The 23,572-nt window shown below is 40.9% G+C and carries 25 protein-coding genes and 1 tRNA gene; 24 read left to right on the top strand and 2 right to left on the bottom strand.

All coding sequences use genetic code 11. The annotated features are described in order from the left end of the window. Positions 1-522 precede the first annotated feature (522 nt). Positions 523-1,821 (top strand): IS4 family transposase, encoded by a 1,299-nt coding sequence (locus G631_RS0102530; RefSeq protein WP_026488110.1) that lies wholly within the window; start codon positions 523-525, stop codon positions 1,819-1,821. Positions 1,822-2,065: 244 nt separating this feature from the next. Here the strand turns inward: G631_RS0102530 and G631_RS0102525 are convergent. Further along, positions 2,066-2,139, bottom strand: a tRNA-Met gene (locus tag G631_RS0102525). A 209-nt stretch (positions 2,140-2,348) separates the two neighbouring features. Between G631_RS0102525 and G631_RS0102520 the strand changes: the two genes are divergently transcribed. The 23 genes from G631_RS0102520 (at position 2,349) to G631_RS0102390 (ending at position 22,986) form a co-directional block, all read left to right on the top strand. Continuing rightward, the gene (locus G631_RS0102520; protein ID WP_026488109.1) at positions 2,349-3,290 is read left to right on the top strand and encodes a phosphatase PAP2 family protein; all 942 of its coding nucleotides are present in this window, start codon (positions 2,349-2,351) and stop codon (positions 3,288-3,290) included. Between the two features lie 28 nt (positions 3,291-3,318). Continuing rightward, positions 3,319-4,623, top strand: a complete 1,305-nt coding sequence (locus G631_RS0102515; protein WP_026488108.1) for an alpha-amylase family glycosyl hydrolase — start codon at positions 3,319-3,321, stop codon at positions 4,621-4,623. Positions 4,624-4,679: 56 nt separating this feature from the next. After that, on the top strand, positions 4,680-6,596 hold the full coding sequence (locus G631_RS0102510) for an EAL domain-containing protein (protein ID WP_026488107.1): 1,917 nt from the start codon (positions 4,680-4,682) through the stop codon (positions 6,594-6,596). A gap of 24 nt (positions 6,597-6,620) precedes the next feature. Next, complete coding sequence (locus tag G631_RS0102505; RefSeq protein ID WP_026488106.1) at positions 6,621-7,058, top strand: hypothetical protein; 438 nt, start codon at positions 6,621-6,623, stop codon at positions 7,056-7,058. Position 7,059: 1 nt separating this feature from the next. Further along, positions 7,060-7,617, top strand: a complete 558-nt coding sequence (locus tag G631_RS0102500; protein WP_026488105.1) for a GNAT family N-acetyltransferase — start codon at positions 7,060-7,062, stop codon at positions 7,615-7,617. A gap of 217 nt (positions 7,618-7,834) precedes the next feature. Then, entirely contained in the window at positions 7,835-8,353 is a 519-nt protein-coding gene (locus G631_RS0102495; protein WP_026488104.1) for a CarD family transcriptional regulator, read from the top strand. Positions 8,354-9,318: 965 nt separating this feature from the next. After that, positions 9,319-10,683 (top strand): alanyl-tRNA editing protein, encoded by a 1,365-nt coding sequence (locus G631_RS0102475; RefSeq protein ID WP_026488103.1) that lies wholly within the window; start codon positions 9,319-9,321, stop codon positions 10,681-10,683. 95 nt (positions 10,684-10,778) lie between these two features. Beyond that, a complete protein-coding gene (locus G631_RS0102470; RefSeq protein WP_026488102.1) occupies positions 10,779-11,492 on the top strand; it encodes an AzlC family ABC transporter permease in 714 nt (237 codons plus the stop codon). Next, a complete protein-coding gene (locus G631_RS0102465) occupies positions 11,489-11,794 on the top strand; it encodes an AzlD domain-containing protein (protein ID WP_026488101.1) in 306 nt (101 codons plus the stop codon). Before G631_RS0102470 ends, G631_RS0102465 begins: the two co-directional genes overlap by 4 nt. Before the next feature lie 28 nt (positions 11,795-11,822). Next, entirely contained in the window at positions 11,823-12,371 is a 549-nt protein-coding gene (gene ispF, locus G631_RS0102460; protein WP_026488100.1) for a 2-C-methyl-D-erythritol 2,4-cyclodiphosphate synthase, read from the top strand. 156 nt (positions 12,372-12,527) lie between these two features. After that, positions 12,528-13,952 (top strand): cysteine--tRNA ligase, encoded by a 1,425-nt coding sequence (gene cysS, locus G631_RS0102455; RefSeq protein ID WP_026488099.1) that lies wholly within the window; start codon positions 12,528-12,530, stop codon positions 13,950-13,952. After that, entirely contained in the window at positions 13,937-14,377 is a 441-nt protein-coding gene (locus G631_RS0102450; RefSeq protein WP_026488098.1) for a Mini-ribonuclease 3, read from the top strand. Before cysS ends, G631_RS0102450 begins: the two co-directional genes overlap by 16 nt. A gap of 115 nt (positions 14,378-14,492) precedes the next feature. Then, complete coding sequence (gene rlmB / locus G631_RS0102445; protein ID WP_026488097.1) at positions 14,493-15,242, top strand: 23S rRNA (guanosine(2251)-2'-O)-methyltransferase RlmB; 750 nt, start codon at positions 14,493-14,495, stop codon at positions 15,240-15,242. Continuing rightward, positions 15,239-15,862 (top strand): sigma-70 family RNA polymerase sigma factor, encoded by a 624-nt coding sequence (locus G631_RS0102440; protein WP_026488096.1) that lies wholly within the window; start codon positions 15,239-15,241, stop codon positions 15,860-15,862. The genes rlmB and G631_RS0102440 overlap by 4 nt, the downstream gene beginning before the upstream one ends. A 147-nt stretch (positions 15,863-16,009) precedes the next feature. Beyond that, positions 16,010-16,897 (top strand): transporter substrate-binding domain-containing protein, encoded by an 888-nt coding sequence (locus G631_RS0102435; protein WP_026488095.1) that lies wholly within the window; start codon positions 16,010-16,012, stop codon positions 16,895-16,897. 129 nt (positions 16,898-17,026) lie between these two features. Continuing rightward, a complete protein-coding gene (locus tag G631_RS0102425; RefSeq protein WP_026488094.1) occupies positions 17,027-17,719 on the top strand; it encodes an amino acid ABC transporter permease in 693 nt (230 codons plus the stop codon). Next, positions 17,712-18,461, top strand: coding sequence for an amino acid ABC transporter ATP-binding protein (locus G631_RS0102420; protein WP_026488093.1), 750 nt, complete (start codon positions 17,712-17,714; stop codon positions 18,459-18,461). The genes G631_RS0102425 and G631_RS0102420 overlap by 8 nt, the downstream gene beginning before the upstream one ends. Positions 18,462-18,515: 54 nt before the next feature. After that, the gene (locus G631_RS0102415) at positions 18,516-19,157 is read left to right on the top strand and encodes a zinc ribbon domain-containing protein (protein WP_026488092.1); all 642 of its coding nucleotides are present in this window, start codon (positions 18,516-18,518) and stop codon (positions 19,155-19,157) included. 124 nt (positions 19,158-19,281) lie between these two features. Then, positions 19,282-19,488 (top strand): 50S ribosomal protein L31, encoded by a 207-nt coding sequence (gene rpmE, locus G631_RS0102410; protein ID WP_026488091.1) that lies wholly within the window; start codon positions 19,282-19,284, stop codon positions 19,486-19,488. 87 nt (positions 19,489-19,575) lie between these two features. Then, positions 19,576-20,568: a DUF1385 domain-containing protein gene (locus G631_RS17725; RefSeq protein ID WP_035789118.1), complete on the top strand. Its 993-nt coding sequence runs from the start codon at positions 19,576-19,578 to the stop codon at positions 20,566-20,568. Next, positions 20,561-21,406, top strand: coding sequence for a peptide chain release factor N(5)-glutamine methyltransferase (prmC, locus tag G631_RS0102400; protein WP_026488090.1), 846 nt, complete (start codon positions 20,561-20,563; stop codon positions 21,404-21,406). Before G631_RS17725 ends, prmC begins: the two co-directional genes overlap by 8 nt. 57 nt (positions 21,407-21,463) lie before the next feature. Then, positions 21,464-22,531 (top strand): peptide chain release factor 1, encoded by a 1,068-nt coding sequence (gene prfA / locus G631_RS0102395; RefSeq protein WP_026488089.1) that lies wholly within the window; start codon positions 21,464-21,466, stop codon positions 22,529-22,531. Between the two features lie 95 nt (positions 22,532-22,626). Then, complete coding sequence (locus tag G631_RS0102390; RefSeq protein ID WP_051196735.1) at positions 22,627-22,986, top strand: Hpt domain-containing protein; 360 nt, start codon at positions 22,627-22,629, stop codon at positions 22,984-22,986. A gap of 14 nt (positions 22,987-23,000) precedes the next feature. Here G631_RS0102390 and G631_RS0102385 read toward each other — a convergent pair whose 3' ends face one another. Beyond that, the gene (locus tag G631_RS0102385) at positions 23,001-23,504 is read right to left on the bottom strand and encodes a DUF5721 family protein (RefSeq protein ID WP_026488087.1); all 504 of its coding nucleotides are present in this window, start codon (positions 23,502-23,504) and stop codon (positions 23,001-23,003) included. Positions 23,505-23,572 lie beyond the last annotated feature (68 nt).

Genomic DNA, 23,572 nt, shown 5'->3' with positions numbered 1-23,572 from the left:
GTTTTACACGAAAGTGGTGAGATGGCTAAATGCGTATAAGCACGTTTTAAGACTCTATTGCACGAAAAAGGGAAAATAGCAAAATGCGTATAAGTAGGCTATGGCGTCATCATTACACGAAAGTGGCTGCGAGAGTGAAATCATATAAACAAGATAAAGAAGTTATTGAGTTATTTACTTTTTAGCTTATACGAAAGTGGTGAAATAGCCAAATGAATATAAGCAAGTTTTAAAATCTCATTACATGAAAGTACAGGAATGACCAAATGCGTATAAAAAATGAAGCACAAACTCCGCCCCAATGACCACTGTGGAATCCAAAATGGACCACAAACCCCGTCCCAATGCCATTTAGATAAGGATTTCCCGTCCCAATCCTATAGTTACAATTAAATATATTACTGAAATCAGAGGTGAAATACCCTCTGATTTTTTTGCAGTTTTCTGCGAAAACTGCTTGACAAGTCAGCCAAAAAATGTTGCCGCGCCTTGATTATAAGACATTTTTACGGAGGTGCTGACATGTCATTTACTGTTACTGAAATACGTCAAAATCTATTCTCGGTGTTTTCATCCCTATTGGAACGAAGGGATGAATTCTTAAAAAATCCATCTTCCGATTTTACCCGGAAAAAGAAGATATCGTTTGAGCAAACCATGCTGTTTCCTATGATTGCCGGTGCAGACAACGTTGCCACAGAATTACTCGACCTGTTCGGTGAAGAAGAGCTCCCTCTGCCTTCAGCAATGATTCAACGTCGCAATCAGATCAAAAAAGAAGCTTTCCAGGAACTGTTCTATCTGTTCAACAAACGCATTCCCAAAGAGAAAACTTTTCATGGATATCAGCTTGTTGCCTGCGATGGTACTCGGCTCAATCTTCCTTACAATCCTTCAGATTTAGGCACTCTCGTTGATAACATTGAGGGCCGAAAAGGATTCAATCAGATTCATATGAATGCACTTTATGATGTCATGAATGACATATTTATTGATATTGAACTCCAAGGAATGCAGGAAATGAATGAAAGAGATGCATTCTGCAAGTTTCTCGATAAGCATTCAGATGACATGCTAAAAGCAATCTTCATCGCTGATCGTGGATATGCTTCTTTCAACATTTATGCACATGCAATCAATAATAATCAGTTTTTCTTGATTCGTATGAAGGAAAGCGATGCTCAGTCTCTTTGCCTTGACAACAAGCATTTGCTGGACAATTCCTTTGTTGATGAGAATGTAACAATTCATATCGGACGTAGACGTAAGAAGAATAATTGCGAATACGAAAACTATCATTTCATCCGAAAGTGGCATCGCTATGATTTTATCGAATATAGGACAAATAAAGTGGATTCTTTTAAGCTCCGTATACTAAAGTTTCCTCTCTCTACCGGCACTTTTGAATATATAGTAACCAATCTTCCTAATGATATGTTTTCACTAGATTCAATCAAAAAGCTTTACAACTTAAGATGGGGCGAAGAAACTGCTTTCCGTCACCTTAAATATGCCGGAAATATGGTTCATATCCACTCGATAAAATCTGATTTCCTGATACAGGAAATCTATGGAAAGCTAACTCTTTATAACTTTTCTTCATGTATCACAAAAGCCATAACCAAAAGGGAAAACTTGAACACCGTCCACAAATATAACTTCAACCACACTCAAATGCAGAAGTTTGTGCGGCTTTACGTTATAGGAACAGTCAAAGATCTTGAGAAATTGATTAATAGATTCTTGGTGCCAGTCCGACCGGGGCGTAAATTCAAAAGAATTATACGCCGCCAATCAGCTGAACCGTTATCATACAGATAACCCAAAACAACTAAATACCTTTCAGTAGGCAGTCTCCCCAGACTGTCTGTTTGCCTTTTTCAAAAATAGAATTTTTGACCGTAAACCCGAGAACTGGCTGTATTGTGTTTGGAATTATCATGGCTTAAATGATACACTACTCTTAAGTTTTTTACTATCTAAATGACATTGACCCCGTCCCCAGAGACCATTTCGCCCATACACGCAACAAAAAAAGGAAAGCAATAATGCTTTCCTTTTTTAGTAGCGAGAGGGGGACTCGAACCCTCGACACCGCGGGTATGAACCGCGTGCTCTAGCCAGCTGAGCTACCTCGCCATATGTGATTGTGTTGCTGTCGGTCGCAACCGACTTGTATAATATACCGCGTGGAGAGAGCATTGTCAACAAATAATTTTCAATTTTTTTCAAAAAATATATACTCGTTTTATATTTATCAATAAAACGTTTCGAAATCTCACATACCAATTATGATAGAATATAAGGAAGTAGACAAATATTGAAGAAAGCAGAGGAGTAGGTTAGGTATGGACGCAGTTGTGGGGAACTCTTTTTATTTTGACTTTGAAGTGAGGCTTATGGAAGCTTTGCAGGGGCTACTTGGCGAAAAGGGAGCAGTACTATTATCACAGCTATCAGCGCTGGGAGAGACATTGATTTTCATAATGATCCTGGGATTCTTGTATTGGGGTATTGATAAAAAGGCTGGAATTAAGGTAGGAACAGGGCTTATGTTTGCGCTTTGCCTAAACCCAATGGTCAAGAATATAGCTAACAGAAGAAGGCCGTATTTTGATAATACTAACGTAAAGTGCATAAGGCCTGTAGAAAAAGACGCGGATATTTATGATATTGCAGCTCAGGGCTTTTCTTTTCCCAGCGGACATTCAACCAATTCAGTTGTGGTCTATGGGGGCATTGCAAGGTGTTACAAGAATAAGCTTATAAGGGCACTTGGAGTAATCCTGCCTGTTCTTGTTGGATTATCCAGGATAATTGCAGGGGTTCACTATCCAACGGATGTGCTGTGCGGATGGGCATTGGGCCTTGTTGTGATCCTGATAGTGCCGGTAATATTTGACAAAGCTGGAGATGAAAAGAGATGGCTTGTCTTTTTGATACTATCAGTGATCAGCCTTCTTGGAGTATTCTACTGCAAGACAGATGACTATTTTACAGGACTTGGGATGATGCTTGGTTTTTCTGTTGCAGTTGAAATAGAAGAGAGATTTATAAAGTTTGAGAGTACCAACAGACCTTTAGAGATAGGGCTCAGACTAGTTTTGGGAGCAGCAATTTTTAGCGCTATCACAAGCCTTTTAAAGCTTCCATTTCCTTCAGAAGTACTAGAAAGAGGCGACTTTATAGCCCATCTTATAAGGGTTTTCAGGTATTTTATTGCATCTGTAGTCAGCATGGGGTTATACCCAGCTTGCTTTAAGAAAATGTCAGGTCTTTTCAATAAATAAGATCTTTAAAAATCAGGAGGTATCAGCTATGTGGGCTTATGAGACTTCTTTTTATCAGATCTATCCATTAGGATTTTGTGGTGCGCCCTTCGAAAATGATGGAAAGCTAGAGCATAGGATTCTAAAAGTCATAGACTGGATTCCGCATTTTAAAAAGCTTGGCATAGGCGCTGTCTTGTTCAATCCGGTATTTGAGTCTGATACTCATGGCTATAATACCAGGGATTATAAAAAGATAGATGTGCGCCTTGGTACTAATGCTGATTTTAAGAAGGTTTGTGATAAACTCCACAAGGAAGGCATCAGGGTTGTGCTTGATGGAGTGTTCAACCACGCAGGCAGAGGCTTTTTTGGATTTACTGATGTTTTGGAAAAAAAGTGGGATTCTCCCTATAAGGACTGGTTTAACATAAGCTTTGACGGAAACAGCAGCTACAATGATGGTTTGTGGTATGAGGGCTGGGAAGGCAATTATGATCTGGTCAAACTCAATCTGAAAAATCCGGCAGTCACTGATTATCTTTTGGAAAGTGCCAAATTCTGGGTTGATGAGTTTGGAATTGATGGACTTCGCCTTGATGTGGCCTATTGCCTTGATCAGGACTTTATCAGAAGGCTTAGAAGAGAGAGTAGCGGCTGGAAGGAAGATTTTTTCCTCATGGGCGAGATGATAGGCGGAGATTACAATCGCATTATGGGAGATGACCTGTGCCACAGTGCCACTAATTATGAGTGTTACAAGGGCATGCATTCCTCATTTAACAGCATGAATATGTTTGAAATAGTCCATTCCCTTTTGCGTCAGTTTGGGCCGGAGAACTGGACTTTGTATAGAGGAAGGCACCTTTTATCTTTTGTTGATAATCATGATGTCAGTAGGATTGCCAGTGTCCTTCAAAGGCCTGAGCATCTTAAGCTTATTTATACCCTTATGTTTGGAATGCCTGGAATTCCTACAATCTACTATGGTAGTGAATGGGGAGAAAAGGCAGATAAGTCCCAGGGGGATCCTGCACTTAGGCCTTGCTTTGATGAGCCTATGTGGACGGAGCTTACCGATACGATTGCCGCGCTCTGCCATGGAAGAGAAGGCTCCAAGGCTCTTTCTTACGGAGATTTTAAGTCGCTGTTATTAACTAACAGGCAGTGCATCTTTGAAAGAGAAGCAGAAGGTGACAGAGTGATTGTTGTCATAAATGCTGATGAAAATCAGTTCCATGCTGATTTTGATGCAAGAGCAGGAAGAGCCACAGATCTTATAACTGGAAAAGAGATAGATTTTGGAGGAGGACTTAATATTCCAGGATATACTTCATATTTACTGCAGATTTGATGAATGAATGTTGCAAATGAGTTGTTGCTACAGGAGTTTTATATTATAATTTATATATGGAAATTCGTACACCTATAATTGCAATATTGGTATCAAGTATACTTCTTGTTATTTATCTTAGAAGGAACCTGCCGCAGCTTGTTTCTGCGAAGGTTTTCTTTGTTTTCTTAATTTCGGTCTTTTTTAACAACCTGTGTGAAATCTTTGAATGTGCGGTATTCTGGTATGCTGATAAGTCTTTAGTAAATTTAAGGCACGTTGCACAGGTCCTATATATGGCATCTCTTTTGGCACCAGCCTTTATCATGTGTATTTATGTGTATTTCAGGACCTCGAGAACGCGGACTATATCCAATACTGTAGTGGTGATGATCGGCATTCCTATGCTGCTTGCGATAGCTAATGCTATAGCTCGTGGTATTTTTTATGGAATTAGTGATAACGGTAAGTATTTTAACTATGGCACTGCTGTTGATACTTGCTATATTGTGGGATTTCTTTATATCTTTTTATCTCTTGTGAGAGTTGTATATTTCAGAGGGAGACTTCCGAGGGATGGCTTTATTGCTGTTCTGGCAGGTCTTGCAAACTGGGCGGGATGCGCTTTGTTTCAGTACTTCAACAGGGACATTCAGGTTTCGGCGATTGCAATGATGATGATGGTGCTGATTCTTTTCCTGTCTATGGAAAATCCCAAGGAGTTTTTCGAAAGATCAATTCAGGGCGTTCTTAACCGCGATGCTTTTAACGTAGCACTATTAGAAGCGGCAGGCTTTAGCAAGGACTTTTTTATTGTATCAGTTATTTTTACTGGCAAGACCAATGTTATGTCAATCTCTGAGAGAAAAGAGCTGACGGGGCTTATGAGGGCAGTTGGCAGGTTTACGGAGAGTTACATTGGGGTGCCGTCATATCTTTTTAACTGGAATAGCTTGTGCTCAATAGTCAGAACTCCTGAGAATGTTGAGAGCTATATGACTTATGTCGGAAGTCTCAAGGACAATGAAAGCAAGAACTACAGGCTGACGTTTAGTGTTCTGGAGTGCCCTAAGTATGCAAAAACGGCGGATGAGGCCATTCAGATCCTTGGCTATGTTTCTGAGGAGTATGTATACACCCAGTCTTCGCCTAACCTTGTGATAGATAACAATGTTGTAGACAAGATGGTTTACAGAAATTCTATAGAGGACATTGTTAGAACAGCGGTAAAAGAGAAGTCTTTTGACGTTTATTATCAGCCTATCCTGACAGTAGAAGATGGCAGCTTTTCATCTGCTGAAGCTCTGGTAAGACTGAGAAGACCCAGGACTGAGAACTATATTTCTCCTGAGGATTTTATTCCAATTGCCGAAAAGTGCGGATTTATCCAGGAGATAGATGACATTGTATTTGAGAAGGTTTGTTCCTTCATAGCCCGCAGCAATTTACAGGGATATGGAATCAAGATGATCGAGGTCAACCTTTCCGGCAACGAAGTAGTTGACGAACAGACCCATGCCAGACTAATAAATAAGATGGAGAAATATCATATTCCTCCTAAGTTTATCAACTTTGAGATTACGGAGACTTCTTATATCAGCGATGATGAGGCCTTTAAGGAAAATGTAAACATGCTAAAGGCTCACGGAAGCACTTTCTCAATGGATGACTTCGGGGCTGGGTATTCAAATCTTTTGGAGATACTTAAAATGGATTATGCCCTGGTCAAGCTGGACAAAGAGTTTGTCTGGAACTGTTTGGATCAGGATAAACCTGAGAATCTCAGGATGTTGGAGTATACAATCAACTTCTTAAAGGACTATGGACTTCATATTTTGGCTGAAGGTGTTGAGACGCTTGATCAGGCCAAGATGCTGATAGATAAAGGTGTTGAGTTCTTGCAGGGCTTCTATTATTCAAGACCAATACCGGAAGATGAGTATTTGGAGTTTTTGAAATCGCAGAAGGGTATATTTTCCAAAGACAATGGATAATGGCTTGAGGGAAAGGAGATTCATATGAACGAAGGGCTTTACAATGCTGTTTTTGGCTATGGTGAGAACAAGGTGGATCCATTTGAACTGTGTGCTGTCGATTTTGACAGGATCATTGGCGACATGAAGCTTGTTGGTTACGAGATCAACTCTCTCAATATTGTTCAGCAGATCATGCTGGAACAGTGCGATAATCTTCTTAAGACCAAGAACAAGATCATTGAGCTGGTAATGGATATGGATAACCAGGATGATTTTTGCAGAGAAAAGTACGGACTTTCTTTTAAGGATATCATGGCGCTTGACCCGCAGCACGATATTGAGTGGGACATAAAGAGTGGTAAGGTTATTTTTTTCCTTTCTCACGAAGCTATGCACAAGGAAGAGGCGTATTTTACCCTGTTCAAAAAATCTATGGATGCCTTTACTGCCAAGACTGGCTTCCAGTATATGAGTCTTTGATATGGGATACGTATTAGAAACTGAAAGACTGATACTTAGGGGCTGGAAAGATGAAGATGCATCCGGCCTCTTTAAATATGCAAGCGATGACCGTATAGGGCCGGCTGCAGGCTGGCTTCCCCATAGGGATGAAGACTACTCCAGGGCTGTTATACGTACCATTTTTGCCAAGGACGAGGTTTATGCAATCTGTCTCAAAGGCCAGGGAAATTCTCCAGTTGGAAGCATAGGACTTACTCTGGAAGGGAGCCCTGAGAGGCCTCTTAAAAAGAATGAAGCAGAACTTGGATACTGGATTGGTTACCCCTTCTGGGGAAGGGGACTTGTAACTGAAGCTGCAAAGGAGCTTATTCGCCACGGCTTTGAAGATATAGGCCTAAGTAGAATTCTTTGCGGGTACTTTCAGGGAAATACAAGGTCTCAGAAGGTTCAGGAAAAATGTGGATTTAAGCATTTATATACCAATGAAACTTCGAAAATACCTATGCTTGGAGAGACTCGTATTGAGAACATCAGTGTAATTACCAGAGAAGATTATATGGCAGCAAAAGACAGATAAAATGTGAGCTTTGACCATATGATACACAAATTTTTTTAGGTTTTTGCGCGTAAAAATGTTACAAAAAAAGTAATATTATGTTATAATTACAACATGCGAGTAAGGACATGGTAAAGGGGAACCAAGGATTCTACCCACACCATGTCTTTTTAATCCTCAGCTGTGAAAGCGCTTTCAAGTTAGCAGATGGTTTTGTTTCAGATCAAGGAGGAACACAATGTTAAATATTGGAGAGTGCGTTATTTACGGTAGTCATGGTTTATGCAAGGTACGTGAGATACTCGTGCCATCGTTTCTTGAGAGGGGAAAACAGAAACAGTATTACATGATGATTTCCGCTGTGGATGCCGGAAGTGTCCTCTATGTTCCAGTAGAGGGTGCCGAGGACAAGATACGTGAAGTCATTAGCGCTGACTATGCTGAAGGATTAATAGATGATATTGAGGGGACTCCGGAAATTGAGCTTCCTGAGGGTAAGAAGGCTGAGCCCGCAATACTTGATATCATTAAGAGAAATGTAGCCGAAGAGATGATGGGACTTGTGAAGGCTCTACGCAGAATCAAGGCTACCCGCGAGGCGGAGGGCAAGAAATTTGCCATGCTTAATGAGAAATACCTGAATATGGCTGAAAAGCTTCTTTACACTGAGCTTGCATTTTCTCTTGAAACAGAAAAAGATGTTGTCAAGAGAAGAGTATTAGAAGAACTCTCAGATCTTCCACTAGAGACTGCGTAATGCGGTCTCTTTTTTATTGAATACGAGGAAATTGCTTTCCTATTCAATAAAAAACGCTCCGCTGTGGATGCGCACCTCGCGGAGATGAAGTTTATTGCTTCGCAATACCGCTCGGGCGCGAAAGAGTCGCTAGCGACTCTTTGTTCTTGTGTATTGGATTTTGCCAGACATTGTCATGAATACAGTTTGAAATTACTCGGCAATGGTGACTTGGTACTCGTGGTGCAGAACACTCCTAAAGCCCAAAGCATTCATCAGTAATGCAAGGTGGCATGAAATTCAGGTTTTGCATGACAAGCCAGGGTTCAAGTGATGCAAAAAATGAAAAAATCTAAATTATGCATGACAGGCCAGGGTTCAAGTGATGCAAAAAAAGAAAAAATCAAAATTATGCATGACAGGCCGGGTTTCAAGTGATGCAAAAAAAGAAAAAATCAAAATTGTGCATGACAAGCCTGGGTTCAAGTGATGCAAGACAAATGAAAAATCTAGTTTTGCATGACAAGTCGGGATTCAAATGATGCAAGAAAAGGAAAAATACAGTCTATGCATGACAGGCCAGGGTTCAAGTGATGCAAAAAAAGAAAAAATCAAAATTATGCATGATAGGTCTGGGGTCAAGTGATGCAAAAAAAGAGAAAATCAAAATTATGCATGACAGGCCAGGGTTCAAGTGATGCAAAAAAAGAAAAAATCAAAATTATGCATGATAGGTCTGGGGTCAAGTGATGCAAAAAAAGAGAAAATCAAAATTATGCATGACAGGCCAGGGTTCAAGTGATGCAAAAAAAGAAAAAATCAAAATTGTGCATGACAAGCCAGGGTTCAAGTGATGCCAAAAAAGAAAAAATATAAATTATGCATGACAAGAGTGAATCAGACTGGCTTAAATTGAAACTTTAAGTCCAATAACTAGTTATGGTAGAATATTGCAATAGTGCTACGTTAATTGGATGGAGATAGATATGACAGAAGAATTGTATTATACAAGTGCGTATATTAGTGAGTTTGTGGCCAAGGTTGTAGAATGTAGGAAATGCGAGATTAATCCAAGTAAGGCACAAGCGAGCGGGATGCAAGCAAGTAAAGAACAAGCCAGTAAGGCACAAGCAAGTGGGAATGCAGAAACTAGCATGATTACAGAAGCTAGCAACTCACAGGATATGTATGAAATTATCCTGGATAAGACAGCTTTTTTCCCTGAGCAGGGGGGACAGGGAAGTGATGGCGGCGTTCTGGAGTTTGAGGATGGAGCTAAGAGAGCTCAGGTCCTACATGTGAGCATCAGTGAACAGGAATGTGATGGCAAGATGAATGAAGGCGATAACTTGGACGGTAATGCAGGAAATAAACCGGACAAGCATTTTGCGATGATCAGACATCTTGTTGACAGGGAAATTCCTGTGGGAACCACAGTTCATGGTGTGATTGACTTTAGTCACAGGTTCTCAAATATGCAGCAGCACACAGGAGAGCACATTTTCTCAGGGCTTGTCTGCAGCAGGTTTGGCTATGATAATGTGGGCTTTCATCTAAGTGATTCGGAAGTTACCATGGATTACAATGGTCCCATTACTCTGGAAGAAATCAGGGAGATTGAGGCCAAGGCCAATGAAGTTATATGGCAGAATCTTGAGGTTTTATGTGAGTTTCCGGAGGAAAGCAGACTAGAGAATATTCCATATCGCAGCAAGAAGGAACTTACAGGGGATGTGAGGATTGTGACTATTCCAGGCGTTGATATTTGTGCCTGCTGCGCACCACACGTACTTAGAACCGGAGAGATAGGACTTTTGAAGGTTGTTGGCCTTCAGAACTACAAGGGCGGCGTGCGCGTGAACATTTTGTGCGGCAAAAGAGCTATGGAGTATCTTAACAAGGAACATGAGATAGTTTCTGAGCTTTCAAACATGTTCACGACTGCTTCTGAAAATATAATTACTGCTGTAAAGAAGTTATCGAACGCTAATTCAGAGCTCAAACAGGAGCTTTCTGAGGCTACCAGCGCCCTTATAGAGGCAGAGGTAAAAGAGATAGACAAGAGCCTTGAAAATGTAGTACTTATCAAAAAGAATCTTGATGGCAATGCAATGAGGAAACTTGTGAATCTCCTGACCGCAGATCACAGCGGCTTTTGCGGCGTCTTTGCAGGCAGCACGGCAGATGGCTACAGATTTATAGTTGGAACTTCTAATAAGGACAAGGATTGCAGGGAAATTGCCAATATGATGAGAACACAGTTCGGTGCAAAGGGCGGCGGCTCTGCCCAGATGATCCAGGGAAGCCTTAAGACAGAGGATATTGAGGCAGTAGTGGATGCTATAAAATGATGTAGAATTGCGAAAATGATGTAAGTCGTATATCATATAGGTGTCAAAAGCTGGCAAGACAGTAATTAAATGACATATGAGGATGTTGGGAGATTATGAAAAAAGGTACGTTTAGGGATTTTCTTTTGGGATGCCAGAGCGCAATACCGATTTGTCTTGGCTATATAGCAGTATCTTTTGCCTTTGGAATAGAGAGTTCCAAGATTGGAATGACTCCATTTCAGGCAGCTATGACTTCTCTTTTGAATGTGACAAGTGCAGGTCAGTTCTCAGCTCTGGAAGTTATAGCTAGAAATGGAAGCTTTGTGGAGCTTGCAATATTACAGTTTATTATTAATCTGCGATATATGCTGATGTCTACAGCTCTTTCACAGAAGCTTGGGAAAGATGTGAACACTCTTGAGAGAATGGGAATTTCCTATGGCGTTACGGATGAGATATTTGCTGTGAGCATTTTTAAAAAGGGGCCGCTCTATCCGCTGTTTTCGTACGGTCTTATTATCACATCTGTATTTGGCTGGGTTCTTGGAACAATCCTTGGTTCAGTTGCAGGCCAGATCCTGCCACAGATATTTATTAGTAGCCTTGGACTTGCAATTTACGGCATGTTTATTGCAATCATCATTCCAGAGACTAGGGTGAGTAAGGCTATTGCGGCAGTTGTCATTTCATCTATGGCCATGAGCTGTGTATTTACCTATGCTCCATACCTTAAAATGATTTCTGCAGGTTTTAGGATTATAATAGTAACAGTAGTTGTTGCGGCAGTAGCAGCAATAGTAGCACCAGTCAGGGAGGAGAAGGCATGAGCAGAGTTTATCTTTATATCCTCCTTATGGCGGCTGTAACTTACCTTATAAGGATGCTGCCACTTACTCTTATCAGGAAAGAGATAAAGAGCACTTTTATCAAATCTTTTTTGCATTATGTGCCTTATGCAACACTGGCAGCGATGACGTTTCCTGCTATTTTATCTGCTACGGATCATATTTATTCATCCGTTGCGGGCTTTGCAATGGCGCTTATACTGGCCCTTAATAAAAAGAGCCTTCTAACAGTTGCAGGTATTTCTTGCTTTACAGCGTTTATAGTTGAACTGTTTTTCTTATGATATAGAGTGAAAGTACGAGGAATTTGACATGAGAGTTGGAATGGGATATGATGTGCACCGACTTGTAGAGGGCAGAGACCTTATTATAGGTGGTGTTAAGATTCCATATGAAAAGGGATTACTTGGACATTCGGATGCGGATGTTCTTTTGCATGCTATAATGGATGCACTTTTGGGAGCAGCAGCTCTTGGAGATATAGGTAAACACTTCCCTGACACAGATGAAAGATATAAAGGAGCTGATTCCAGAGTCCTTCTTCGCGAAGTGGCCAGGATGCTTGAAGAGGAGAATTACCTTGTTGAGAACATTGATGCAACCATAATTGCTCAGGCTCCTAAGATGAGGCCTCACATTGATACTATGAGGCAGAATATTGCTGATGATCTTGGAATCGAGACTTCACAGGTCAATGTCAAGGCAACCACAGAGGAGGGCCTTGGATTTACAGGAGCGGGAGAGGGCATATCTTCTCAGGCAATATGTAGCCTTACCTCTATGTTTGACAGAGGTGCCACAGTTTTTGACAGCGAAAGTGCTGACCGATGTAGCAACTGTCCGGGCTGTCAGAGGCAGTAGTTGTTAGAGCAAGGCGATAACACGTATCAGTATATATGCAGAAAATAGAGAAGCAAGACATCTAAAATAGATGCTTGTAGATACAGGAAAATAGATATACATAGCTATATAATTTAGCTGGAAGATATAATAATAAATCAGGAGAAATAGATAAAAATGGCACACGAATTTTCTTTTTATAATACGCTAGATAGAAGGGTAGAGGAGTTTACCCCAAGGGAGGAAGGCAAGGTTTCAATGTACACCTGCGGACCTACCGTTTACCACTATGCTCACATTGGAAATATCAGAACCTACATTATGCAGGATGTGCTTATCAAGGCCCTTGCATATGCAGGCTATGATGTGAAAAGAGTCATGAACATCACTGATGTTGGACATCTTTCATCAGATGCTGACACAGGCGAAGATAAGATGCTTGCTGGCGCAAAGAGAGAGCACAAGACTGTTATGGAAATAGCCAAGTACTATACAGATGCTTTCTTTGCTGATTTTGACGCGGTTGGTAATAAGCGCCCTGACGTAATTGAGCCAGCTACAAACTGCATTCCTGAGTTCATCAACATGGTAGATACACTTCTTAAGAAGGGCTATGCTTATGTTGCTGGTGGAAACGTATACTTTGACACATCCAAGCTCAAGGATTACTACGTTTTCTCATCTGAGGTAGAAAAAGAGGCACTTCAGGTGGGCGTTCGTGATGATGTACAGGAAGATGCCAACAAGAAGAACAAGACAGACTTTGTTCTCTGGTTCACTAAGTCCAAGTTTGAGGATCAGGCTCTTAAGTGGGACAGCCCATGGGGCGTTGGTTACCCAGGATGGCATATTGAGTGCTCATGCATTTCCATGAAACATTTAGGCGAGTATATCGATATTCACTGCGGTGGTGTTGACAATATTTTCCCTCATCACACCAATGAAATTGCACAGTCAGAGAGCTACCTTGGACACGAGTGGTGCAAATACTGGTTCCATTCAAATCATCTTAATGACAAGTCAGGCAAGATGAGTAAATCAAAGGGTGCAATCCTTACTGTATCTCTTTTAAAAGAAAAGGGCTATGATCCTCTTGTATACAGGTTCTTCTGCCTTCAGTCACATTATAGAAAGCCTTTGGAATTCTCATATGAGGCCCTTGATCAGGCTGTAGCTGCTTATAACAAGCTTGTTAAGAGAGTTTCTGAGCTCAAGGAAGACGGTGCAGTCGATGAGAAGGTTAAAAGAGAGTTTGAGGAGAAGTTCGCAGATGCAGTATGCGGCGACCTTAATACTTCTATGGCTACTACTGTTCTTTATGATGCGCTTAAGGCTGATACAAACGATGCAACTAAGCTTGCTCTTGTAGAGAGTTTTGATAAAGTTCTTTCTCTTGATCTGATCGGACATGCCAAGGCACTTTCACAGGGCGCAGATGTTGATCCTGAGCTTGAGAAGTTCATTCTTGATGCTATTGAGAGACGTGCTCAGGCCAAGAAAAACAAGGACTTTGCAACTGCTGATGCCATAAGAGCAGAACTTCTTGAAAAGGGTGTAGAAATTAAGGACACCAGAGAGGGCGTTAAATGGCAGCTGATTTAAATGAATATTTAAATGGCAAATTTGGCATAGAGTCTCAGGATATCAGGACTTATTCTCCTCTGACTCTTGCCTATATAGGTGATGCAATCTTTGATGTGATCATCCGTTCAATCCTGGTTAATAAGGGTAATACAGCTGTTAACAACCTGCACAAGAAGGCTAGCAGTATTGTTAAAGCCAAGACTCAGTCTGACATGGTAAAGGCTATCATGGATGAACTTACCGAAGAAGAGCAGGATTACTACAGAAGAGGCCGCAATTCCAAGCCTCACACCAAGGCCAAGAATGCATCAACAATTGAGTATCTTGATGCTACAGGCTTTGAGGCTGTTATGGGTTTTTTATATCTTACAGATAACATGGATAGGGCCTGCGAGCTGGTAAAACTGGGAATTGAGACGCTTGGACTTGATATTCTGGATTGAACATCGGATTGAAAATTATAGTCGTTTTGATAACTGTAGGCACAATGGTTTAGCAAGCATGCATGTACAGGTGTCTGGAACAGTGGATTTTAGTAATATATAAGGATTATGGAATATGGAAGAAAATTTTGAGAGCAGGATAATAGAGGGTAGAAATGCGGTTTTGGAGGCTTTCAGGTCAGGTAAGACCATAGACAGACTCTTTATTTTAGATGGCTGCAAGGATGGACCTGTGCAGACTATTTTAAGAGAGGCAAAAAAGCACAAGGATACCGTTATTTCTTTTGTCAAAAAAGAGCGACTTGACCAGATTTCTGAAACTGGCAAGCATCAGGGAGTTATAGCCTACGGCGCATCCTACAACTATGCTGAGGTTGACGATATCCTCGCAAGGGCAAAAGAAAAAGGTGAAGACCCGTTTATTATTATTCTTGATAATATTGAGGATCCTCATAACCTTGGAGCTATTATCAGAACAGCTAATCTTGCAGGTGCTCACGGAGTTATCATTCCCAAGCATAGAGCAGCATCTCTTACAGCAACTGTAGCCAAGGCATCAGCTGGAGCAATCAATTACACACCAGTTGCCAAGGTGACCAATATTGCCAATACTATCGAAGACCTCAAGGATAAGGGGCTTTGGTTTGCCTGTGCTGATATGGGCGGAACTACAATGTATCAGCTTAACTTAAAAGGGCCTATTGGCCTTGTTATTGGAAATGAGGGAAGTGGAGTAAGCCGTCTTGTCCGCGAAAAGTGTGACATGATCGCCTCAATCCCTATGAAGGGAGATATTGATTCCCTTAATGCTTCGGTAGCATGCGGAGTTCTTGCGTTTGAAGTTGTAAGACAGAGGATGGGATGAGCGATAGCAAATACAAAGATAAAACTGATGAGGAAATAATTCTTTCTATACATGATGACGAAGATGCAGGCGCGATAGACTACATCATGAACAAGTACAAGAATCTGGTCAGGAAAAAAGCAACTTCCATGTTTATCCTGGGAGCAGACAAGGATGACCTTATTCAGGAGGGCATGATTGGGCTATTTAAGGCTGTGAGAGACTACGACTACGGCAGAGATGCAAGTTTTGCCACCTTTGCAGATCTTTGTATCTCAAGGCAGATCTATTCTGCTATAAAGTCTCTTAACAGGAAGAAACATGCGCCCCTCAACAGTTATATTTCTATTTATGCCAGAAGAGAAGATGGTAGCGAGGATATATCACCATCTCTTGAGGAGGTTCTGGAATCGGATTCAAGCTTTATTCCGGAGCAGCATATCATTGACCAGGAAAACCTTAAGGCTCTGGAAGAGGCTATAGAAAGAGAGCTTAGCCCCTTGGAGAGCCAGGTGCTGGATCTTTATATCACAGGCATGAGCATAAAGCAGATTTCAGCAGTCCTTTCAAGGGATGAGAAATCTACAGATAATGCTATGCAGAGAATCAGAAATAAACTCAAAAAATATCTTAATAAATAATTAAAGATATGTTTATTGAAAGAAATTATTTATGGCTGTAAAATCCTAGTAAAGTGATAGGATTTTGACACATCAGTTTTTATCATGTACAATAAATTGCTATAGGCGCAATTATATTGCGCGAAATGATATGAGGAGACATAAACTATGAAACTTTTTGAGAACAAAAGATTTTTAGGTATTACAGTTGCTACAACAATGCTTGCTGGAGTTCTTGCAGGTTGCGGCAATTCAAGCGAGACGACAACAACTCCGTCTGAGGAATCTGTTGTAGAAAACAGCGTAGTAGCTGAAACTCCAGCTGAGACAGTGGCAGATACAGCTGCAGATCAGCTGGCTTCTATCAAGGAAAAAGGCAAGATCATTATTGCAATGGAAGGCCAGTGGGCTCCATGGACCTATCATGATGAGTCAGGAGAACTTGTTGGATTTGACACAGAGGTTGGTAAAGAGATAGCAAAGCGTCTCGGGGTAGAAGCTGAATTCGTAGAAGGCGAGTGGGATGGCCTTTTTGCTGGCCTTGATGGCGGAAGATATGACTGCATCATAAATGGTGTTGAGATTACAGATCTGAGAAAAGAAAAATATGATTTCACTACTCCATATGCTTTCATTAGAACAGCACTTGTTGTTAAGGATGATAACACAGAGATCACAACTTTTGATGATCTTAAGGGCAAGAAGACAAGTAATTCACTTGGTTCAACCTATGCAGATATGGCTGCAGACCTTGGTGCAGATGTTCAGAATGTTGATACACTTTCTGAGACAATCGATATGGTATTATCAGGAAGAGTAGATGCAACACTCAATGCTGAGGTTTCTTTCTATGATTACCTTGGCGAGCACCCAGATGCTCCTATTAAGATAGTTGCTCTTACTGATGAAGCTTCTGAGGTTTCAATACCTCTTCGAAAGGGCGATGAATCAGCTTCTCTACGAGCTGCCATAGATGAGGCAATACAGGAAATGGCTGCTGATGGCACACTTTCAGAGCTTTCCACTAAATACTTTGGCCAGGATATAACCAAGTAAGATATAATGAGAGGGTGCCATGGTGCACCTTCTTTTTTTCTTGGAATATAAGGGAAATGTTAATATTCCTGCTATTGCTAGTAACAATGATATTGATATAAAGAAAAATGACATGAAAGAGATTTATTGATGGACGATAGATTATTTGAAATTATCACAAGTTCTTTTTTTAAGATCCTGATACCTGGTATAAAGATAACAATACCCTTGACATTGCTATCCTTTGCACTGAGCCTTGCTATAGGTCTTTTACTGGCTCTTGTCCAGGTGGCCAATATCAAGGTGCTGCGCCAGATTGCCAGATTCTACATCTGGGTATTTCGCGGAACGCCTTTGATAGTGCAGCTCTTTATTATTTTCTTTGGACTTCCAAATATTGGGATTGTTCTAGATGCATTTCCTGCTGCTGTGCTTGCTTTTGGACTTAATCTTGGAGCCTATAATGCAGAGGTTTTCAGGTCAGCTATTCTGGCAATACCTAAGGGCCAGCTTGAGGCAGCCTACATGATAGGCCTTGACTATCCTCAGGCTATGGTGAGGGTTATTTTGCCCCAGTCTTTTCCTGTGGCTTTTCCGAATCTTTTTAACAACCTGATAAGTCTTCTTAAGGACACTGCACTGGCATCTAGTATTACGGTCATAGATCTTTTTACAACTGCTCAGCAGATTGCAGCCAGGACCTATGAGCCTTTTGCCCTATATCTGGAGGCGGCATTTATTTATCTGATTTTTTCAACTCTTTTGACCTGGCTTCAGAGATATCTTGAAAAGAAGCTGGTATGGAAAAGTGATGGTAAGGATAAGGTGACAAAATATGCTTGAAATACATAATTTACATAAGTCTTTTTCTGGAACCGGCGTCCTTGCTGGAATGGACTTTAAAGTGGACAAGGGAGAGGTTGTGGCAATCATTGGCCAGTCCGGATCTGGTAAGACCACGCTTCTTAGATGTATGAGTTTTCTGGAGACAACTGATATTGGTGAGATAACTTTTGATGATTATCACGGAGATATGGCTCACATTTCAAAGGCAGATATCAGAAAGCTTAGAATGGAAATGGGCTTTGTCTTCCAGAGCTTTAACCTTTTTAATAATATGACAGCTCTTGAGAACGTCATGGAGGGCCTTGTTACTGCCCGCAAGATGAATAAAGACAAGGCAAAAGAGATTGCTCTTGAGCATCTTGCCAAGGTTGGAATGTTGGACAGAGCAGGCTATTATCCAGGTGAATTATCTGGTGGTCAGCAGCAGAGAGTTGCAATTGCCAGAGCTATTGCCCCAGAGCCTAAGGTGATCCTTTTTGATGAGCCTACAAGTGCTCTTGATCCTGAGCTTACCGGAGAAGTTTTGGAGGTTATGAAAAAACTTGCCCTGGAAGGAACTACTATGGTTGTTGTGACTCACGAAATGTCGTTTGCTCAGGAGGTTGCATCAAGAGTAGTATTTATGGACGGTGGAAGAGTAGTAGAACAGGGAACGCCTTCAGAGATATTCGGAAATCCCCAGCAGGAGAGAACAAGACAGTTTCTTAACAGAGCACTTCACAAAATCGAAAAAGTGTGATAAACTAGGCGAAGTTTTTCGGGATGGAGTTTTTGGAAAAAGGAGAGTTTGATCATGAAATGTAACAATTGTGGTGCAGAGAATGCTGACGGATCTAGGTTCTGTACTAATTGTGGCGCTGCACTTGACAATAATGCGGTTGATGCTGGTGCACAACAGTACGCACAGAACGTGCAGTATGCGCAGAATCCTCAGAACATGCAGTATGCACAGAACAATCAGTATGCACAGCCTATGCAGGGCGCTCCTATGTTTAATGGCCAGAATGCTCAGTATATGCAGTACAACCAGTATAATCAGGCTGGACAGTACCAGCAGCTGACCAAGGAAGAGTTTATCAATCTTCCTGCTATGGAGAAACAGAAAAAGAATGCTAATGCATGTGCAATAATCTGCTATGTATGCGCAGTAATCACACTTATTGCGCAGCTTGTTGGCGGTGGCTTCCCAATTGACGCGGTTATTCTTGGAGTGCTTGGTGGTATAATTCATTGGAAGAAGAGCTTTATAGCTTCTGTTATACTGCTTGCATACAGTATCTTTAATTTTGTAATCTGTGTATTTGTTCTTCAGACCGGCGGTGGCTGGCTTATTATTGTAGCTGGTGTATATGCTGTTGTTACAACATATAAGATGAACAAGGCCTACAAGAACTACACTTCTACAGGCATTGTTCCTACAGAAAATGTAGCATAATAATAAATCGTTATAAAAAGTACTTGCGAATATAGCATAAGTATGTTATATTTATATAGCTGTTGTGAACAGCGGTAACTATAGTTAATTAGAAGATTTTTTGTATATAGAGAGGTGAGAAGAGATGAGACAGGACATTCAGCCAGAATTCCATCAGGCCACTGTTACTTGCAACTGCGGTAACACATTCACAGTTGGATCAACAAAGAGCGAGATTCACGTAGAAATTTGCTCAAAGTGCCATCCATTCTATACTGGCCAGCAGAAGGCTACAAGTGCTCGTGGACGTATTGATAAGTTCAACAAGAAATACGGCATGAACAACCAGTAATTGAGCTATTAGAATTTAAGAGGTTGAGGCATTAGCCTCGGCCTCTTTTCTTTTTACAAAATAAAGTATTTTAGCTTGAGGTAGTGTATGAAGAGACGTAAGGTTAAGCATTATTCAGGAATAGGCGGACAGGCAGTACTTGAAGGCGTTATGATGAAGAACAAGGATATGTACGCTGTTGCTGTCAGAAAGCCCAATGGAGAAATAGCTGTAGAGATAGATGAATATCATGGTCTTGCTTATGGGAGTAAGCTCCTTAGCATCCCTTTTGTAAGAGGAATATTTGTCTTTATAGATTCACTTATTTTGGGACTTAAGTCACTAAATTTTTCTTCTTCCTTTTATGAGGAGGCTCCAGAGAAGCCATCCAAGCTGGATGAAGAACTTGATGTGGTTTCCGGAGGACATGAGGATACCTTCCTTATGGTTGTGACTACTATTATATCCTTCCTTTTTGCTATAGGTCTTTTTATGGTCCTTCCATATGCTCTTTCTGAGGTGCTTGGTAAATATATCAGAAATGAGTCTGTGATTGCTATCATTGAGGGCGTGCTTAGAATAGTTATTTTTATTCTCTATATTCTTCTTATTTCCTGTATGAAGGATATTAGAAGACTGTTCCAGTATCATGGCGCGGAACACAAGTGCATTAACTGCATTGAAAAAGGTAGACCTCTCACCGTTAAAAATGTCAAGAAGAGTTCAAGACTCCACAAGAGATGCGGAAGTAGCTTTATTCTCTTTGTTATGGTGATCAGTATTATTCTCTTTTTCTTTATTAGAGTAGACTCTTATGCACTAAGAGTACTGATCAGAATCCTTCTTATTCCTGTTATTTCAGGAATCTCTTACGAGATTATAAGACTTGCGGGCAGAACAGAGTTCTTCCTTGTAAGGCTGATCTCAGCACCAGGACTTTGGCTTCAGAAGCTGACTACCAAGGAGCCTGATGATGATATGATAGAGGTTGCTATCAGATCAGTAGAGGCTGTTTTTGACTGGAAGGAATTCCTAAAGGACTCCTTTGGCTACGAAATAGACGACAGTTGGTTAAAAGACGACGAAGAGACAGATGAGTAATTACAAAGATTTATATGTAAATGGAATAGAGAAATTAGAAAGAGCCGGGATTGCAGAAGCTAAGCTTGATGCCCGGCTCCTTTTGGAATATGTGTGTGGAACAGATCACAGCACCCTTTTGGCACATCCTGATTTGGAGGTTTCAGACGCAGACACTGAGAAGTATCTGGGCTTTATTGACAGAAGGGCTGAGCGTGAGCCTGTTGCATATATAATTGGCTCCTGGAGCTTCATGGGGCTTGATTTTTGCGTTAACAAAAACGTGCTTATTCCTGAGCAGGATACAGAAATTTTAGTGGAAGAGGCTATGAGATATCTTGAGGATGGAATGAGATTTATGGATCTCTGCACAGGCTCAGGCTGCATAGCACTAAGTCTTTTAAATTATACAAATAATACAAGCGCTGTGTGCACTGACATTTCTGAAGGAGCACTTGAGGTTGCAAGGGGGAATGCGGATAAGCTTGGGCTTTCCAATAGAGCAACCTTTATAAAGACAGATCTTTTCCCTACAGAAGAGATGGGCAAGTTTGATATTATTGTCTCAAACCCTCCATATATTGCCAGCGAGGTAATTAAGGAGCTGGCTCCAGAAGTAAGAGATTATGAGCCCAGGCTTGCTCTTGATGGAGATGAAGATGGCCTTGTGTTCTACAGGAGAATCGTAGACAGGGCATCTGAGTATTTGAATTCCAGCGGATATTTACTGATGGAAATAGGCTATGACCAGAGGGAAGCTCTTGTATCAATGCTAGAGGCCAATGGCAGATTTCATGATATCCAGGTGATAAAGGATCTTGGCGGTAACGACAGGGTTGTAAGCGCCTGCTTCTATTAGCGTTATTGGGATGATTTTGTTTATGCCTGTAAGAAGTGACTAATAGAGGATAAGGATATGTTTGATAGAATAGAAGATATAATACGAAAATATGAAGATATTAGTATGGAACTTAATGAACCGTCTGTGATCTCTGATCAGGACAGATTCAGAAAGCTCATGAAAGAGCAAAAGAGCTTAGAGCCACTTGTAGAGTGCTATAACCAGTACAAAAAATGCAAGGAAACCATGGAAGAGAGCCTTATGATGCTGGATGAAGAGAGTGACCCAGATATGAAGGAAATGCTCAAGGAAGAACTTGCAAATGCCAAGGACATGATTCCTGAGCTTGAGAACCGCCTTAAGATTCTTCTTTTGCCCAAGGATCCTAATGATGACAAGAACGTAATTGTTGAGATAAGAGCGGGCGTTGGCGGCGACGAGGCAGCTTTGTTTGCAGCAGATATGTACAGGCTTTATACAAGATATGCAGAGCGTCAGAACTGGCGTGTGGAGACCATGAGCGTTGAAGATATCGGTATTGGTGGTATCAAGACTGTGAGCTTTATGATAAAGGGAAATGGAGCTTATTCAAGGCTTAAATTTGAAAGTGGAGTTCACAGAGTTCAGAGAATTCCTGCTACAGAGTCAGGTGGTAGAATTCATACCTCTGCAATCACAGTTGCAATCATGCCTGAGGTTGAGGATGTGGAAGTTGAGATAGATATGAATGACTGCAAGTTTGATGTTTTCAGAGCGTCTGGTAACGGCGGACAGTGCGTTAATACCACAGACTCAGCAGTAAGACTTACTCATTTTCCTACTGGAATAGTAATTTCCTGTCAGGATGAAAAGAGCCAGCAGCAGAATAAGGCTAAGGCACTTAGAGTGCTTAGAGCCAAGCTCTATGAACTTGAGCAGGAAAAGAAGCACAACAATGAGGCTCAGCTTCGTAAGAGTCAGGTAGGAAGTGGAGACAGATCAGAGAAGATCAGAACCTACAATTTCCATCAGGGAAGAGTTACAGACCACAGGATTGGCCTTACTCTTTATAAGATTGATCAGATCATGGATGGAGATATAGATGAGATCATAGACAGCCTCATAGCAGCTGATCAGGCGGAGAAACTAAGTTCTATAGAATAAGCATGTAGGCGTTTTGACTTTTGACACCTATATGATATACAATTACTATATGAGTTCGAATTTGTACTTTTTTTCGTGAAAGGTATGGTTTGATTATGGATGCTGCTTTCAAAGCTGAACTGATAGAGTGGGGTGTAGACTGGGACGAAATCCTGGACAGATTTATGGGTAATGAGGACCTCATTGCCAAGTTTATGTTCAAGTTTTTGAATGACCAGAGCATGAATGATCTGACCAGATTTTTAGATGAAGGAAATGTCACAGAAGCCTTTAAGGCAGTACACACTTTGAAGGGTGTAGGCGCTAACCTTGGACTTAAGGGGTTCCTTACGCCAGTCCGTGATCTTACTGAAATCTTAAGGGCCGGCTCAATGGATGGCTATAAGGAAAAGTATGATGAGATAAAACCTAAATATGATGAGCTTATTGCTATTTTGCAGAAGTATCAGGCATAGCCATCAAGAAGGCTTTATTCATATTCTTTAGTTTCGATATTAGATATTTCAAGAAAGCTTGGGATGAATTCGTCCCAGGCTTTTTCTATTGTTTTATCCAGTGAAAAGATCTTAAAGGCGCAGCCTGTTGTAAGTATGATATTGCCGTTTGAAAAACGTATGTTAAGCCCTAACAGAACGTCTTCAGGGTTGATGTTAAGCCCAGCCTTTTCTAATACTTCATTTTTCATTGCCTGTCCCGGATGAAAAGTGAATTTAAAAGAAAGTGGAGTTCTTTTACCCTTTATAAGGTCAAAACAAATGCTCTTTAGATCACTCCATTTAGAATAATCTAAAAGTGGCGTGTCGTCGGAATATTCGCCATCATTTTTATAAAAATCTTTATGTATCTTACCGTCAATATGGAAGGTGTTGAAGGTATCTATTGTGGCTTCTTCTACAAGAAAGTTATCGAAAATATCTGATGTAAGAAGTTTTGTCATGAATTCTTTTTTATTTGAAGCAAGTACTGCGATCATTGTGTTCCTTTGTTCCTTTTTATTTATTGTATTTAAGTATACCATGAAAAGAATGAGAAATTATGTAT

Origin of the sequence: Butyrivibrio sp. XBB1001, from assembly GCF_000424505.1 — a bacterium.
GTDB lineage: Bacteria > Bacillota > Clostridia > Lachnospirales > Lachnospiraceae > Butyrivibrio.
Note: the sequence above shows the minus strand (reverse complement) of the source record. Positions and strands in the feature narration are given on the sequence as shown.

Bases quoted from the DNA above. Each gene is read 5' to 3' on its own strand.
- G631_RS0102385 (WP_026488087.1), bottom strand. From the start codon at position 23,504: ATGATCGCAGTACTTGCTTCAAATAAAAAAGAATTCATGACAAAACTT.
- G631_RS0102390 (WP_051196735.1), top strand. From the start codon at position 22,627: ATGGATGCTGCTTTCAAAGCTGAACTGATAGAGTGGGGTGTAGACTGG.
- G631_RS0102435 (WP_026488095.1), top strand. From the start codon at position 16,010: ATGAAACTTTTTGAGAACAAAAGATTTTTAGGTATTACAGTTGCTACA.
- cysS (WP_026488099.1), top strand. From the start codon at position 12,528: ATGGCACACGAATTTTCTTTTTATAATACGCTAGATAGAAGGGTAGAG.
- G631_RS0102475 (WP_026488103.1), top strand. From the start codon at position 9,319: ATGACAGAAGAATTGTATTATACAAGTGCGTATATTAGTGAGTTTGTG.
- prmC (WP_026488090.1), top strand. From the start codon at position 20,561: ATGAGTAATTACAAAGATTTATATGTAAATGGAATAGAGAAATTAGAA.
- prfA (WP_026488089.1), top strand. From the start codon at position 21,464: ATGTTTGATAGAATAGAAGATATAATACGAAAATATGAAGATATTAGT.
- ispF (WP_026488100.1), top strand. From the start codon at position 11,823: ATGAGAGTTGGAATGGGATATGATGTGCACCGACTTGTAGAGGGCAGA.
- G631_RS0102420 (WP_026488093.1), top strand. From the start codon at position 17,712: ATGCTTGAAATACATAATTTACATAAGTCTTTTTCTGGAACCGGCGTC.
- G631_RS0102450 (WP_026488098.1), top strand. From the start codon at position 13,937: ATGGCAGCTGATTTAAATGAATATTTAAATGGCAAATTTGGCATAGAG.
- rlmB (WP_026488097.1), top strand. From the start codon at position 14,493: ATGGAAGAAAATTTTGAGAGCAGGATAATAGAGGGTAGAAATGCGGTT.
- G631_RS0102500 (WP_026488105.1), top strand. From the start codon at position 7,060: ATGGGATACGTATTAGAAACTGAAAGACTGATACTTAGGGGCTGGAAA.
- G631_RS0102515 (WP_026488108.1), top strand. From the start codon at position 3,319: ATGTGGGCTTATGAGACTTCTTTTTATCAGATCTATCCATTAGGATTT.
- rpmE (WP_026488091.1), top strand. From the start codon at position 19,282: ATGAGACAGGACATTCAGCCAGAATTCCATCAGGCCACTGTTACTTGC.
- G631_RS0102415 (WP_026488092.1), top strand. From the start codon at position 18,516: ATGAAATGTAACAATTGTGGTGCAGAGAATGCTGACGGATCTAGGTTC.
- G631_RS0102510 (WP_026488107.1), top strand. From the start codon at position 4,680: ATGGAAATTCGTACACCTATAATTGCAATATTGGTATCAAGTATACTT.
- G631_RS0102505 (WP_026488106.1), top strand. From the start codon at position 6,621: ATGAACGAAGGGCTTTACAATGCTGTTTTTGGCTATGGTGAGAACAAG.
- G631_RS0102520 (WP_026488109.1), top strand. From the start codon at position 2,349: ATGGACGCAGTTGTGGGGAACTCTTTTTATTTTGACTTTGAAGTGAGG.
- G631_RS0102530 (WP_026488110.1), top strand. From the start codon at position 523: ATGTCATTTACTGTTACTGAAATACGTCAAAATCTATTCTCGGTGTTT.
- G631_RS0102470 (WP_026488102.1), top strand. From the start codon at position 10,779: ATGAAAAAAGGTACGTTTAGGGATTTTCTTTTGGGATGCCAGAGCGCA.
- G631_RS0102495 (WP_026488104.1), top strand. From the start codon at position 7,835: ATGTTAAATATTGGAGAGTGCGTTATTTACGGTAGTCATGGTTTATGC.
- G631_RS17725 (WP_035789118.1), top strand. From the start codon at position 19,576: ATGAAGAGACGTAAGGTTAAGCATTATTCAGGAATAGGCGGACAGGCA.
- G631_RS0102425 (WP_026488094.1), top strand. From the start codon at position 17,027: ATGGACGATAGATTATTTGAAATTATCACAAGTTCTTTTTTTAAGATC.
- G631_RS0102465 (WP_026488101.1), top strand. From the start codon at position 11,489: ATGAGCAGAGTTTATCTTTATATCCTCCTTATGGCGGCTGTAACTTAC.
- G631_RS0102440 (WP_026488096.1), top strand. From the start codon at position 15,239: ATGAGCGATAGCAAATACAAAGATAAAACTGATGAGGAAATAATTCTT.